This window comes from Dechloromonas sp. ARDL1 (assembly GCF_051122455.1).
GTDB lineage: Bacteria > Pseudomonadota > Gammaproteobacteria > Burkholderiales > Rhodocyclaceae > Azonexus.
On sequence record NZ_CP168939.1, the window covers coordinates 2,225,841 to 2,239,660 of the forward strand.

The 13,820-nt window shown below is 63.7% G+C and carries 15 protein-coding genes; 1 reads left to right on the plus strand and 14 read right to left on the minus strand.

Annotation, left to right across the window (positions count from 1 at the left end; all coding sequences use genetic code 11):
• Positions 1-7 precede the first annotated feature (7 nt).
• From AB6Q56_RS10940 to AB6Q56_RS10990, 11 genes are all read right to left on the minus strand, one after another.
• Positions 8-2,398 (minus strand): efflux RND transporter permease subunit, encoded by a 2,391-nt coding sequence (locus AB6Q56_RS10940; RefSeq protein ID WP_434517074.1) that lies wholly within the window; start codon positions 2,396-2,398, stop codon positions 8-10.
• 20 nt (positions 2,399-2,418) lie between these two features.
• Positions 2,419-3,384 carry a WD40/YVTN/BNR-like repeat-containing protein gene (locus AB6Q56_RS10945; protein WP_434517075.1) on the minus strand — a complete coding sequence of 322 codons (966 nt, stop codon included), beginning with the start codon at positions 3,382-3,384 and terminating at the stop codon, positions 2,419-2,421.
• A 248-nt stretch (positions 3,385-3,632) separates the two neighbouring features.
• Positions 3,633-3,824 carry a 2-hydroxymuconate tautomerase gene (locus AB6Q56_RS10950; protein ID WP_434517076.1) on the minus strand — a complete coding sequence of 64 codons (192 nt, stop codon included), beginning with the start codon at positions 3,822-3,824 and terminating at the stop codon, positions 3,633-3,635.
• Between the two features lie 10 nt (positions 3,825-3,834).
• On the minus strand, positions 3,835-4,623 hold the full coding sequence (dmpH, locus tag AB6Q56_RS10955) for a 2-oxo-3-hexenedioate decarboxylase (protein WP_434517077.1): 789 nt from the start codon (positions 4,621-4,623) through the stop codon (positions 3,835-3,837).
• On the minus strand, positions 4,620-5,651 hold the full coding sequence (gene dmpG, locus AB6Q56_RS10960) for a 4-hydroxy-2-oxovalerate aldolase (protein ID WP_434517078.1): 1,032 nt from the start codon (positions 5,649-5,651) through the stop codon (positions 4,620-4,622). The genes dmpH and dmpG overlap by 4 nt, the downstream gene beginning before the upstream one ends.
• Before the next feature lie 13 nt (positions 5,652-5,664).
• Positions 5,665-6,579, minus strand: a complete 915-nt coding sequence (locus tag AB6Q56_RS10965; RefSeq protein ID WP_434517079.1) for an acetaldehyde dehydrogenase (acetylating) — start codon at positions 6,577-6,579, stop codon at positions 5,665-5,667.
• Between the two features lie 22 nt (positions 6,580-6,601).
• Positions 6,602-7,396: an SDR family NAD(P)-dependent oxidoreductase gene (locus tag AB6Q56_RS10970; RefSeq protein ID WP_434517080.1), complete on the minus strand. Its 795-nt coding sequence runs from the start codon at positions 7,394-7,396 to the stop codon at positions 6,602-6,604.
• 14 nt (positions 7,397-7,410) lie between these two features.
• Entirely contained in the window at positions 7,411-8,193 is a 783-nt protein-coding gene (gene dmpE / locus AB6Q56_RS10975) for a 2-oxopent-4-enoate hydratase (protein ID WP_434517081.1), read from the minus strand.
• Between the two features lie 36 nt (positions 8,194-8,229).
• A complete protein-coding gene (locus AB6Q56_RS10980; protein WP_434517082.1) occupies positions 8,230-9,684 on the minus strand; it encodes a 2-hydroxymuconic semialdehyde dehydrogenase in 1,455 nt (484 codons plus the stop codon).
• 40 nt (positions 9,685-9,724) lie between these two features.
• The gene (locus AB6Q56_RS10985) at positions 9,725-10,153 is read right to left on the minus strand and encodes a GlcG/HbpS family heme-binding protein (protein ID WP_434517083.1); all 429 of its coding nucleotides are present in this window, start codon (positions 10,151-10,153) and stop codon (positions 9,725-9,727) included.
• Complete coding sequence (locus AB6Q56_RS10990; protein WP_434517084.1) at positions 10,153-11,079, minus strand: catechol 2,3-dioxygenase; 927 nt, start codon at positions 11,077-11,079, stop codon at positions 10,153-10,155. The genes AB6Q56_RS10985 and AB6Q56_RS10990 overlap by 1 nt, the downstream gene beginning before the upstream one ends.
• Positions 11,080-11,262: 183 nt before the next feature.
• Here AB6Q56_RS10990 and AB6Q56_RS10995 point away from each other — a divergent pair, with 183 nt between their 5' ends.
• The gene (locus tag AB6Q56_RS10995; protein ID WP_434517085.1) at positions 11,263-11,973 is read left to right on the plus strand and encodes a GntR family transcriptional regulator; all 711 of its coding nucleotides are present in this window, start codon (positions 11,263-11,265) and stop codon (positions 11,971-11,973) included.
• A gap of 22 nt (positions 11,974-11,995) precedes the next feature.
• On the opposite strand, the gene AB6Q56_RS11000 is transcribed toward AB6Q56_RS10995, so the two are convergent.
• From AB6Q56_RS11000 to AB6Q56_RS11010, 3 genes are read right to left on the minus strand one after another with little or no spacing between them, the layout of a single operon-like run.
• Positions 11,996-12,328 (minus strand): 2Fe-2S iron-sulfur cluster binding domain-containing protein, encoded by a 333-nt coding sequence (locus AB6Q56_RS11000; protein ID WP_434517086.1) that lies wholly within the window; start codon positions 12,326-12,328, stop codon positions 11,996-11,998.
• A gap of 18 nt (positions 12,329-12,346) precedes the next feature.
• Complete coding sequence (locus AB6Q56_RS11005) at positions 12,347-13,408, minus strand: NADH:ubiquinone reductase (Na(+)-transporting) subunit F (RefSeq protein ID WP_434517087.1); 1,062 nt, start codon at positions 13,406-13,408, stop codon at positions 12,347-12,349.
• Positions 13,409-13,420: 12 nt separating this feature from the next.
• A complete protein-coding gene (locus AB6Q56_RS11010; RefSeq protein ID WP_434517088.1) occupies positions 13,421-13,777 on the minus strand; it encodes a phenol hydroxylase subunit P4 in 357 nt (118 codons plus the stop codon).
• Between the last annotated feature and the right edge of the window lie 43 nt (positions 13,778-13,820).

Below are 13,820 nucleotides of genomic sequence, written 5' to 3' on the forward strand. Positions count from 1 at the left end.
AATGTTGTTAATCGTTTTCCAGCACACCGTCCTCGTCGTAATGGGCGGCGGTCACGAATTTCGGCTTGAAGACCACGCACCACGACGGCACGATCAGCACGGCGGCGATCGCATTGACGATGAGCATGAAAGAAAGGAGCACGGCGGCATCCGACTGGAAGCGCAGGTCGGACATGAAGATCCACATCACGACGCCGGCGATCAGCGTGGCGGCGGTGAAGCTGACCGCCGAGCCGGTGGTGGCCACCGCCTCGATGACCGCCTGCTTGATGTCATGCAGCTTGGCGAATTCCTCGCGGATGCGGTCCATGAAATAAACCGCATAGTCGATACCGACCCCAACGCCGACGGCGATGACCGGCACGGTGTTCACGTTGATGCCGATATTGAGCGCGCCCATGTAGGCGTAGGTCATCAGCGTCGAGAACAGCATGGGCAGGATCATCAGCCAGCCGGCGTGCAGCGAGCTGTAATAGACCATGACGATGACGAAGGCGAGGATCATGACCGCCGGGATGATGATCATGTGATCGGTATGCAGCGCCTGGTTGCCGGCCGCGGTGACGCCGATGATGCCGCCGCCCAGTTCGATGTGCAGGCCCGGGACATCCTTCTCGATCAGCTTGATGCCCTCCTCGGCCAGCGCCACGACGCGGTTGATGGTGTCGGCCTGGTGGTCCTTGTAATAGAACACCATGTCGGCCTCGTCCTCGTCCGGCGTCACGAACTCCTTGAGCGCGCCCGGGATCGGGCTGGACGCCATGTAGGCGAACATCAGGCCGCCGATTTCATCGGCCGTATCCGGCAGTTGCATCCAGCGAGGATCGTCGTTGTGGGTCAGCTTGTTGACCACGCGAACCACACCCGGCATGGCCTTGGTGCCGCCCAGTTGCGGGTCGGACAGCATGTGCGCCTGGAAGCGTTCGATAGCGGCCATGACTTCCGGACGCTTGATACCGCCCTTCTCGTCGGTACGGGCGACGACATGCAGCTCCTCGGAGCCGGGGAAACGCGTGTTGATTGCCTTGGTCGAGATGTTGTAGTCATGGTCACGGTGCAGCAGCGGCGACCCCGGCTCGGATTCGCCGAGCTGGACCTTGCCGACCAGGTAGCTGCCGCCGATGGCGCCGATCAGGGTCAGAATCAGGATGGAACGGGCGCCGCCCTCGGTACCGCCGGTCAGCGACATGGTCTTGCCGAGGAAGTTACGCATCCACGCGTTGCCGTTCTCGTGCTTTTTCGGGGCCGGCAGCACGGTCAGGGCCAGCGGCACCATGAAGTGCACCGTGAAGATCACCGAGAACCCCCAGAAGCCGGCCGCGATACCCAATTTGTGATTGAACGGCGCGGCACCGAGAACGAGCACAGCGATACCGACCGCGTCGACGATGATGGCCAGCGACCCCGGCCGGAACAGCGCATCGAGCGCGTTGCGGGCGGCCTTCTTGCCGTCATGGACGATGGCTAGTTCCTCGTAGTAGCGGACGACCAGCTGCACACCGTGCGAGGTGGCGCGGGCGGCGATCAGGAAGGGAATGGGCAGCGACAGCGGCTCCAGGTTGATGCCCATGACTGCCATGAAGCCGAGGCCCCAGATCGACGACAACGCGATACCGAGCAGCGGCAGCGCAATGCCGTAGAAGCGGCGAAAATAGACGACGAGCAGCGTCGCCAGCAAGGCCAGGGTATAGGCCATGATCTCGACGATCTGGTTGAGATAGGTATAGACCCACCCGGTCAGCACCGGATTGCCGGTCACGTAGATCTGGTGGCCCGGCTTGGCCAGCGCCTTGCGCACCTCCTGCAGGGCGGCGAAGGTGGCCGGATAGTCGATGTCGCCTTCGTTGAGCTGCGCCTTGATCAGCGCCGCCTTCATGTCCGGCGAGACGAGCAGGCCGTAGATGGTCGGGTTGGCGATGACGTCCTTCTTGAGCTGCTCAAGCTCGGCGACGGTGCGCGTCGGCTTCAGCGGATCGTAGTAGGACTCGGAAGCGAAGCCCCCCTGATCATCGAGGAAAACCTTGCGCGCCGTGCGGTGGGTCAGGCTGGAGACGAGGTTGTGGTTCACGCCCGGCAGGTTGTCGATGCCCTGCGTCGCCTCGTGGATCAGCCTCAGGGTTTCATCGTTGAAGATGGTGCCCTGCTCGACCTCGACCGACATGACCAGCATGTTGGCGCCGCCGAAATTCTCCTTCAGGCGGTTGTAGACCTTGATGTAGCCGTGGTTCTGCGGCAACAGGTCGGAAAAGTCGGTGAAGATGCGCAGCTTGGGCAGCGCCATCCCGAACAGGACGGTCACGGCCAGAACCAGCGCCAGGACGATCTTCGGATTGCGGAAAATCCATTCCTCGCCCTGGTGCAGGCGGTGGGTAATGGAATGACGGAGTTTGCTAACCATGTTCTTGTCTGCTCCCGGGTCTATTTGTTGTTCGCCGTGCCGACGGTGCGCAGCAAGCCACCGGGGCCGCCGATGACGATGGCCGCCTGGCCGGGCAGGGAAGCACCGCCGCCAAGGAACATCGGCAGCGGATCGGGATAGGGGACGTTGCGCCAGCTGTCACCTTCGAGACGGGCGACGATGCCGCCGCTGCCGACGCCGTAGGGCACGCCGTCATGCATGAACAGGCGGTTCAGCGCAGCCTGGGTGGCATTGACCTGCTTCTGCCAGGTCTGGCCGCCATCGCGGGTGTGCAGCATCTGGCCGGCGATGCCACTGACCCAGCCCTCGCGGCCATCGCGGAACAAGGCGGCGTAGGGATAGAAATCGCCGGGAATCTTCGGCCCCTTCTTCCACGTCGCGCCGCCGTCGTCGGAGGTCACCGTGATGCCGAATTCGCCCAGCGCCACGGCCCGCTTGTCGTCGATGAACTGGAGAGTCGTGATCTGGGTGTCCTCGCCGAGATCGGTGACCTGCCAGGTCTTGCCCTGGTCGGCAGTGCCCGCGATCACCGCGTTGGTGCCGGCGACCCACCAGCCGCCCTGGGGGCTGCAGGCGACGGCCAGCGGCGTGCGCGGCTGCTCGAGCTTGACCGACTGCCAGACCTTGCCCTCGGCATCGGCCGACCACAGCTTGTGGTAATGGTCGATGGCGACGAAGGTCTGGTCGGTGCAGACGGCAATGTCGATCAACGACGTTTGCCCCAGCGCCTGACGTCTCCAGGTGGCGCCCTTGTCGGTGGAAACCAGCACGACACCGCTCTGGGTGCCGACCACGATCACCTTGTCGTTGGCCGCAATCGCCTGGCTGATGTCGTAGCGCTTCAGCGGACGCTCGCGTTCCGACGCGATGCCGGACATGTCCGGCGCCTGCGTGCAGGCCGACAGCAACAGACCGGTCATCGCCAGCCCCAGCGGCCATTGTCGTGCGGCAAAAATCCGCCTCATAAAACCTCCTCCTGACCGGGTGGCCGCACTTGCGGCACACCCTTGATGTGCTCCGGTTTCAGCTTTTTCGGGGATTTGAAGCCTTCCCGTGAATTGCATGAAATCTCGATATTTTTATTTGGTGCAACAAGGGCCTGCGTTGGCCAATACCGCCCAAACCCGTTCAATCCGCTATTCGATGGCAGCCCGGCATAACCGGGCCCCGTCGGTCGGGCCGGGGACTTCGCCCCGCCCGCCGCGGCAGGCCGCTAGCGCCCCAACTCCTTGGCGGTCTTGCCGCCGATGCCCCATTGCGCCTTGGGCACGTCCTGTATCCACACCCGGGTGTTTTCCAGCGGTGCGCCCAGCGCCTCGGACATGGCCGCGCTGACCTTCTCGATGAGCAGCTTCTTCTGCTCGTCGCTACGGCCTTCGATCAGATAAATTTGTGCAAAAGGCATGGCGCGCTCCTCAGGCGAAATGGATGCTGACGCACCCCAGGGACTGGATGCGCAGATTGACGTGATCGCCCGCGGCCACGGACACGGCTTCGGTAACGCCGCCGGAGAGGATCATCGTGCCGGCCGGAATCTCTTCGCCACGGGCACCGAGATGATTGGCCAGCATGGCGATGGCCGCCGCCGGATGGCCGAGCACCGCCGCCCCGGCGCCGATGGCGACCGCTTCGCCGTTTTTCTCCATGACCACGCCCAGCGTCCGCAGGTCGAGACCGGCGACCGGCACCGCCATGCCGCCCAGCACATAGCGCGACGACGAGCAGTTGTCGGCGATGACGCTCTTCAGGTCGAACTTGAAATCGCGGTAACGCGAATCGATGACCTCGATGCCCGGCATCACGAAGTCGGTCGCGGCGAGCACGGCACCGACATGACAGCCCGGCCCCTTGAGCGGCTTGTTGAGCACGAAGGCGATTTCCGGCTCGACCTTGGGGTGGATCAGTTCGCTGATCTTCACCTCGCCGCCATCGGCGACCGTGAAGTAGTCGACCAGGAAGCCGAAGCACGGCGTCTCGACGCCCATCTGCTTCATCTTGGCGCGCGAGGTCAGGCCGCACTTCAGGCCGACGACGCGGTTGCCGCGCGCCAGCTTGCGGCGGAGGATTTCGTTCTGGATGGCGTAGGCGTCATCCCAGTCCATCTCGGGATGGGCGTCGGTGATCTTGACGACGTCGTGCGCCTGCAGCTCGGCGTTTTCCAGCAGTTCGGCCAGCTCGGCAATCACTTTTTCATTCAGCTTCATGCGATCAACCCCCGTTCGCGCGCCATGGTGATGGCGGTATCCTCGATCATGTCCTCCTGCCCGCCGACCATGCCGCGCCGGCCCAGTTCGACCAGAATGTCGCGGGCCGGCACGCCGTACTTGGCGGATGCCCGCTTGGCGAAGAGCAGGAAGGAGCCATAGACCCCGGCATAACCCAGCGTCAGCGCATCGCGGTCGATGCGGATCGGGAAGTCCATGATCGGCACGACCAGGTCTTCGGCGACATCGGTGATCTTGGCGACATCGACCCCGGTCTCGATCCCCATCAGGCTGCACACGGCGATGAGGACTTCCATCGGCGTGTTGCCCGCCCCGGCCCCCAGGCCGGCAGCCGCGGCGTCGATGCGGTTGGCACCGACTTCGATGGCAGCGATCGAGTTGGCGACGCCCATGGCCAGGTTGTGGTGGCCGTGGAAGCCGAGTTCGGTTTCCGGCTTGAGGGCGTCACGCACAGCGCTCAGTCTGGCCTTGACGGTTTCCGGCAGCAGGTGACCGGCCGAGTCGGTGACGTAGATGCAGTTGGCGCCGTAGGACTCCATCAGTTTGGCCTGTTTGACCAGGCCCTCCGGGCTGTTCATGTGGGCCATCATCAGGAAGCCGACGGTATCCATGTCGAGCTTCCTCGCCATGGTGATGTGCTGTTCGGACACATCGGCCTCGGTACAGTGGGTGGCGACGCGGATGGTGTTCACCCCGAGTTCGCGTGCCATCTTGAGGTGGTCGACGGTGCCGATGCCGGGCAGCAGCAGGGCCGAGACCTTGGCTTGCTTCATCTTCGGAATGACGGCGCCGAGGTATTCCTCATCGGTGTGCGCCGGGAAGCCGTAGTTGACGGAGGAGCCGCCCAGGCCGTCGCCATGGGTGACTTCGATGAGCGGGATGCCGGCGGCGTCGAGGCCGGTAGCAATGGACACCATCTGGTCGAGGCTCATCAGGTGACGCTTGGGGTGCATGCCGTCACGCAGGGTCATGTCGTGGACGGTGATTTTCTTGCCTTTGAGGGTCATTTCTTTTTTCTCCTTAGGCGACGACAGGCTCGAGCTTGAGCGTGCCCTTGATCATTTCTTCGGCGAACATCTCGGCGGTGCGGGCACCGGCGGCGGTCATGATGTCGAGGTTGCCGGCGTAGGTCGGCAGGAAGTCGCCAAGACCCTGGACTTCCATGAAGACGGAGACGCGGTTGCCGTCGAAGACCGGGCCATTGACCAGGCGGTAGCCCGGGACGTATTTCTGGACTTCCTTGATCATGGCGTGGATGGATTCGGTGATCTTTTCCTGATCCGGTGCCGTTTCGGTCAGGCAATGCACGGTATCGCGCATGATCAGCGGCGGTTCGGCCGGGTTGATGATGATGATCGCCTTGCCTTTTTTTGCACCGCCGACCTTTTCGACGGCACCGGCGGTGGTGCGGGTGAATTCGTCGATGTTCTTGCGCGTGCCGGGGCCGGCGCTCTTCGACGACACGGTGGCAACGATTTCGCCGTAGGTGACCGGCTGGACGCGGGAGACGGCGGCAACCATGGGAATGGTGGCCTGGCCGCCGCAGGTGACCATGTTGACGTTCATTTCACGCTTGCCGACGTGCTCCTTGAGGTTGACCGGCGGGACGCAGTAGGGGCCGATGGCGGCCGGCGTGAGGTCGATCATCAGGACACCGAGGGCGTTGAGCTTGCGGGTGTTCTCGGCATGGACGTAGGCCGAGGTGGCGTCGAAGGCGATCTGGACTTCGTCCTTGAGGACATGGGGCAGCAGGCCGTCGACACCGTCGGCGGTGACCTTGAGGCCCATCTCGGCAGCGCGCTTCAGGCCTTCGGATTCCGGATCGATGCCGACCATCCACACCGGTTCGAGGAAGGGGCTGCGCTTCAATTTGTACAACAGATCGGTGCCGATGTTGCCCGGGCCGATCAGCGCGCATTTGATTTTCTGGGTCATGGAATGTTCCTTGTGGGGCTATTCAACAAATGGTGGAAACGATGCCGCCATCGACGCGCAGTGCAGCGCCGGTCGTCGCGGCAGCACGGGCGCTGCACACGTAGGCGACCAAGGCGGCGACTTCGGCGGGATCGATCATGCGTTTGATAATCGAGGAGGGACGGCCTTCGGCGAAGAAACGGCGCTCCATTGCATCGAGGCCGATGCCGGACTCGGCAGCCAGCTTGCCGAAGAAGTCGGCGACGCCTTCCGAACGGGTCGGGCCGGGCAGCACGGCGTTGACCGTGACGCCGGTGCCGGCGCAGCTCTGCGCCAGAGCGCGCGACACCGCCAGCTGGGCCGACTTGGTCATGCCGTAATGCACCATCTCGCCTGGCGTGTTGATGCCGGACTCGCTGGAGATGAACACGACGCGCCCCCAGCGGGCGGCCTTCATGGCCGGCAGGTAGTGACGCGCCAGTCGCACGCCGCTCATCACGTTGGAATCGAAGAAGCGCTGCCACGCGCTGTCCGGAATGGACGCGAAGGGCGACGGATCGAAGATGCCGAGGTTGTTGACCAGGATGTCGGCCTGCGGGCAGGCATCGAACAGGCGCTGGCAACCCGCTGCGTCCGACAGGTCGGCGGCGACGCCGCTGACCGCGGCACCGCCGACCAGCGAACGCAAACGCGCCAGTGCCGCATCGACGCTGTCCTGGCGGCGGCCGTTGATCACCACGCGCACGCCTTCGCGGGCCAACTCGGTGGCGATGGCAAAACCGATGCCGGCGGTGGAACCGCTGACGACAGCCGTCTTGCCGGAAATCTGGAGGTCCATGTCGGGCCTTCCGCTCAGACGAAGCGTACCGAGCAGCCGCCGATGCCGCCGATGGTGACACGCAGGCTGTCGCCCTTGGCCACCGGCACCATCGCCCCCATCGCCCCGGACAGCACGATATCGCCGGCCTTCAGGGTGATGCCCAGACGGCCCAGCGTGTTGGCCAGCCAGACCATGGCATTGACCGGGTGGCCCATGGTGGCGGCGCCCGCACCGGTGACAACGATTTCGCCGTTCTTCTCGAGCACCATGCCGCACAGACCGAGGTCGACCTTGCTGATATCGACCAGCTGGTCGCCGAGCACGAAAACCCCACAGGACGCGTTGTCGGCCACGGTGTCCTGGATCTTGATCTTCCAGTCGGTGATGCGCGAGTCGACGATCTCGAAGCAGGCCATGACACCTTCCGTCGCGGCCAGCACATCGGCGGCGGTGACGCCCGGGCCCTGCAAGTCCTTCTTGAGCAGGAAGGCGATCTCGCCCTCGGCTTTCGGCTGGATCAGCGTCGACATGTCGATCGACTCGCCTTCGTTGTACACCATGCCGTCGAGCAGGTAGCCGAAGTCCGGCTGATGCACGCCGAGCATGTTCATCACCGCCTTGCTGGTGACGCCGATCTTCTTGCCGATGACGCGCTCGCCCTTCTCCAGGCGCCGCGACAGCATCTGCTGCTGGATGTGGTAAGCGTCCTCGATGCTGATATCGAAGCCGCGCGAGGTCAGCGGGCTGACCGTACGGCCGGCCGCCAGCGCTTCGTAAAGCTCGTCGCCGAGTTGCTTGATTTGGGCTTGTTCCATCGTTTGTATCCTTGGTTCAATCAGCGAAATGGCCGTCTAGAGCTTCACGCAGACGTTCTTGAGTTCGGTGTAGAACTCCAGCGAATGCACGCCGCCCTCGCGGCCGATGCCGGACTGCTTGGCGCCGCCGAACGGGGTACGCAAATCGCGCAGGAACCAGCTGTTCACCCAGACCAGACCGGCCTCGATCTTGCCGGCCACGCGGTGGGCGCGATTGACGTCCTGCGTGAAGATCGACGCGGCCAGGCCGTAGGTCGTGTCGTTGGCGCGCCGGATCACTTCGTCCTCGCTGTCGAAGGGCATGATCGTCGTGCACGGCCCGAAGATTTCCTCGCGCACGACGGCGGCGTTGTCGTCCAGACCGGTCCAGATGGTCGGCTGTACCCAGGCGCCGTTGGCCAGTTCGCCGGGCATGTCGGGAATGCCGCCGCCGGTGACGACGGTGGCGCCCTCTTCGACTGCCTTCTTGTAGTAGGACAGCACCTTGGCGCGGTGCTCCTGGCTGACCAGCGGCCCCATGTTGGCCCCCGGGTCGCCGGGCACGCCCAACTTGAGCTTCTCGGCACCGGCCTTCAACGCGGCGACAAAGGTGTCGAAGAAGGGACGTTCGACATAGACGCGTTCGGTGCCCAGGCATACCTGGCCGCAGTTCGAGAAACAGGAACGCAGCGTGGCTTCGATGGCAACGTCGAGATTGGCGTCGGCAAAGACGATGGCCGGGTTCTTGCCCCCCATTTCCAGCGATACCGGGCGGGCGCCGTCGGCGGCGGCCTTCATGATGGCGGCGCCGGTACGCGTTTCGCCGGTGAAGGTGATGGCGTTGACGTTCTGGTGGGTGGTCAGGAATTCGCCGGCCGAGTTCGGGCCGAAACCATGCACGACGTTGTAGACGCCCTTGGGCACGCCGCAAGCATTCATCACCTCGCCAAGCAGGGTGGCGGTAGACGGTGTTTCTTCCGACGGCTTGACGACAACGGTGTTGCCGCAGGCCAGTGCCGGGCCGACTTTCCATGTCATCAGCAGCAGCGGCAGGTTCCACGGGCAGACGACGCCGACCACGCCGACCGGGCGACGCATGGCGTAGTTGATGGCCCCCCTGCCGTCCGGCGTCGCCATTTCGAAGAATTCGGTCGGCGCATTCTTGATCACGTCGGCGAAAATCTTGAAATTGGCCGCACCGCGCGGAATGTCGATGTGCGAGGCGAGGCTCTTCGGCTTGCCGGTGTCGGCGCATTCGGCGTCGAGGAATTCGTCGAAACGACGATTGATCTCGTCGGCTACCTTGTTCAGGATGTCGGTGCGCTCGCTCACGGTCATCTTGCCCCATGGCCCTTCCAGCGCCGCGCGCGCAGCCTTCACTGCGGCATCGACCTCGGCCTTGCCGGCCTCGTGCACCAGGCCGATCAGGCTGTTGTCGATCGGCGTGCGTTTCTCGAACTGCCGGTCGGTTGCGACGAATTCGCCGTTAATGAAGTTCAGGATTTGTTTCATTGCCCTTGTTATCCTTGTTGGGTTTGCTGTTCTGCCGGATTCAGGCCAGCCCGATGGCGGCCAGCCCCGCACGCGCGCACGCCTCGTCCTCGGACTCGGAGGCGCCGGAGACGCCGATACCGCCGATCCACTCGCCCCCCTCGCCCGGCACCGGCAAGCCGCCACCGAACACGATGAGACGCGGCTGGTTGGAGAAGCCGAACTTCATGCCGTCGTCGTGCCCGATGGCGCCCATCCACGCCTTGGTCGGGAAGCCGAAGCTGGCCGACGTGTAGGCCTTGTCGATGGCGATGTCGATGGAGTGGATGTAGGCGCCCGGCTGGCGCAGGAAGGCCATCAGGTTGCCGCCGCGGTCAACGACCGCGACATTGATCTTCCAACCCCTGGCCGCTGCGAAGGCAACCGCCGCCGTACAGGCGGCGGAGGCCGCCTCGGCTGTGATGCCCGGTAAGCTGACGGCGACTTGCATCAGGTCACCACCGTCAGGAAGCGATCGTTCAGCTTGCGGTCGTGGTAGAACACGGCGGCGCCGACTTCATCCATCGTCCACTTGGTCGGTTTCTGGTCGGGATAGGCATAGTTGCCGCCGCAGAAGGTCTCGAAGCGGTTGCCGTTGGGGTCGAAGGCGTAGATCGTCGTGCCGCGCGTCACACCGTGGCGGGTCGGGCCGATGTCGATGGAGACGCGGTTCATCGACATGATGTCGGCGGCGCGCAGCACCTGCTCCCAGGTTTCGAGCAGGAAGGAAACGTGGTGCAGCTTGCCCGGCTCCGGATGGCGGACGAACGCAATGTCGTGGGCCTTGGTCGAGCACGACAGCCAGATGGCCAGATCCTGGTTGTCGTCGAGGGCGATGTGTTCGACGAGATAGAAGCCGAGCACGTCCTGCAGGATGGCCTGGGCCTTCTCGATATCCGGACCGTAGAGCAGCGCATGGTCGAGGCGGATCGGCGCGATGCCCTTTTCGGCGTTGGCGCACCAGGCTTCCGGGTTCAGTTCGCCCATCTCGTTGCCGATGGCGGTCTTGTGCGCATACAACTCGATGTCGTGGCCGGTCGGCAGCGTGAAGCGCACGCGCTCGCCCGTTTCCAGCAATTCGCCAGCCGGGATGCGCTTGGTGGCGACGCCGTAGGCGTTCAGGTCCTTCTCCAGCTTGGCCAGCGTCGCGTCGCTATCGACCTTGAAGGCGAAGAAATCGATACCGGCGGTATCGGCCTGCCGCAGGATCACGCTGCTGTGATCGCGCTCTTCCCAGGTCTTGAAATAGACGCGGCCCTGGGCATCGCGACCGGTTTCGATCAGGCCCAGCACCTTCGAATAAAACGCCACGCTTTCTTCCATGTCGAGAACCCGCATCTGCGCGTGTCCGGGACGAAGTACGCCAGCCATTGCCATTTGTCTTCTCCTGTTTTTTCGAGTGGGGTGACTGCATCGAAATGCATGCAATCGATTTACTATAACGATATTTACTACCAATCTCGATGTCAACAATTTTTCTCGAGATTTTTAATTTCAACCGAAAATCCCTGATATCAGGTTAGAATTTTGCAAACGCGGTCTCACCCATAAGCAAACATCATGAACATCAGCGCACCTGCCGAAGGCCTCGCCACCGAACCGAAAACCCTGGTCGAATCGGCCTACCGCGCCCTGCGCCGGGACATCATCGAAGGCCGCCTGGCGCCGGGCGAGAAGCTCCGCGTCGAACACCTCAAGGACAACTACGGCGTCGGGGCCGGCACCCTGCGCGAGGCGCTCTCCCTGCTCATCTCCGATGCCCTTGTAGTCAGCCAGGGGCAACGCGGCTTTCGCGTCGCCCCGGTGTCGCTCAAGGACTTCGAGGACATCACCCAGACCCGCGTCATGCTCGAATGCAACGCCCTGCGCCAGTCCATCGCCATGGGCGACGACGCCTGGGAGGCCAGTTTGCTGGCCGCCTTCCACCGTCTGGCCAAGGCCGAGGAAAAACGCATCGGCAGTGAAGACCGGGAAGAATGGGAGGAGCGCAACCGCATCTTCCACGAAGTGCTGATTGCCGCCTGTCCATCGCGCTGGCTGAAGCATTTCCTGTCCATCCTCTATCAGCAGGCCGAACGCTATCGGCGCATGTCGCTCTACCTGCAACCCATTCCGCGGGATATCCATGTCGAACACGAAGCCCTGCTTCATGCCGCCATGAACCGCGACGCCGACAAGGCCGCCGACATCCTGTCCGAGCACATCCGCCTGACCTTCCGTTCCATCCAGGCGATTCAGGCCGACCAACCGAACGAAAAACGGCAGGCCTGAGCGCTCATTTCCCGGCCCCGCCCTACGCCGCTGCCGACGCGGCCTGCCCGGTACGGCAGACGTTCTTCGCCATCTTGCCCAGCACCTTCAGGGTGATATCGCTGGTCGGCCGTACCCGGCAGGCCAGCACGCGCCCTGCCGCCTCGTCCTCGACGCTGACGTAGTCGCGGCTCATCACCCGCTTGAGGTAGCTGCCCGAGGTGATTTCCACCTTGCACACCCCGCAACCGCCCCCGCGACAACCGACCGGAATGCCTTTCTTGCCCAGGCGCTCCATGCCGGCCAGCAGCGACTCCTGTGGGGAACAGCGATAGGTTTCGCCGGTTTCCTCGATCAGCACGTTGAAATAGACCATCGCCGCTCCCTCACCCGCTCAGATGTTCTTGAACAGCGGGCTTTTCAGCTGCTGCGAGGCATCGGCCGCGGAGAAGAACTTCTCCATGTAGATGTCGCGCTCGAACAGCCGGCCCTGGATCAGCGCCGTGATGCACGCCTCGATCATCGCCGGCGGGCCGCACAGGTAAGCCTTGTGGCCTCGGAAATCGTTGGCGAAGTGCGCCTTGGCCGCTTCATGCACGAAACCGCGCGCCCCGTCCCAGTCGGAACCGACCGGTTCCTCGGAGAGCGAAGGCACGTAGGTGAAGTTCGGATAGCGCGCGGCCAACGCCCGGAACTCGGCGTCGTAATACAGCTCGGCGCGGCTGCGCTGGCCGTAGACGAGCGTCATCGGCAGTGCGCAGCCTTCACTGAGCAGGTCCTCGATCATCGATTTCGGGCTGGACAGGCCTGAGCCGCCAGCCATGAAGATCAGCGGGACGTTGGCCGATTTCTTGACGAAGAAACGCCCGTACGGGCCGCTCAACTTGAGCCGGTCGCCGACCTTCAGCTGCTCGTGCAGCCAGGTCGTGACCTGGCCGCCCGGCACGATGCGCACGTTGAGCTCGACGACATCGTCGGTCTGCGGCGCATTGGCCAGCGAGAAGGCGCGCGACTGGCCGCCCAGGGCATCGATTTCCAGATTGACGTACTGGCCGGCCTGGAAGCGCATCGGCCGGTCCAGCTTGAGCCAGATACCCTTGATCGTCGGCGTCAGCGATTCGATCCCGACCACTTCGCCTTCGTAATCCTCGACCGCCAGGTTCAGCGAATCGGGATCGTCCTCGATCTCGGCTTCGATCACCACGTCCGACTCCAGACGCGCACAGCAGGCCAGGCATTTGCCTTCCTCGCGCTCGAAATCCATCAGGGCAAAGGTCGATGCCTCGCCGTGATCGATCTCGCCATCGGTCACCTGCACCTTGCAGGTTGCGCACAGACCGTGGCAACAGGCATGGGGCAGGTAGATGCCGGCGCGCAGGGCGGCATCGAGGATGGTCTGCCCATCCTCGACTTCGATGGTCTGGCCAAGGGGCTCGATGGTCAGTTCGTAGCTCATGCCGCCCTCGAATCAGGAACAGGTACCGTTGCCGTTGAGGCCGGGCGTCTGCATGCGCAATACATCCTTGTGCCGCAGCCCCTGCTCGGCCAGCGTCTTGTTGAAATCGGGCACGAAGGGCTTGCCCGATTTCAGCCAGACGATCCTGGCGACATCGACCTTGGCCCAGTCAGGGTGCGGACCGAAGGAATGCGGCAGGTGTTTCTCCACCAGCTCCGAGAACGGGGTGCTCGGCGGCAGGCAGTAGGCGAACGGCGCGCAGAACATCAGGTGGTCGTCCCAGCCGACATAGAGCAGCTGGTTGCCGTGAAACTTGTCCTGCGTATCGGCGGCCGGGAAGTTGTATTCGCTGAGGGCTTTGACAGCCATGTTTGTCTCCTTGATGCGTGTCAGGAGGGCGCAAGCGCCCGCC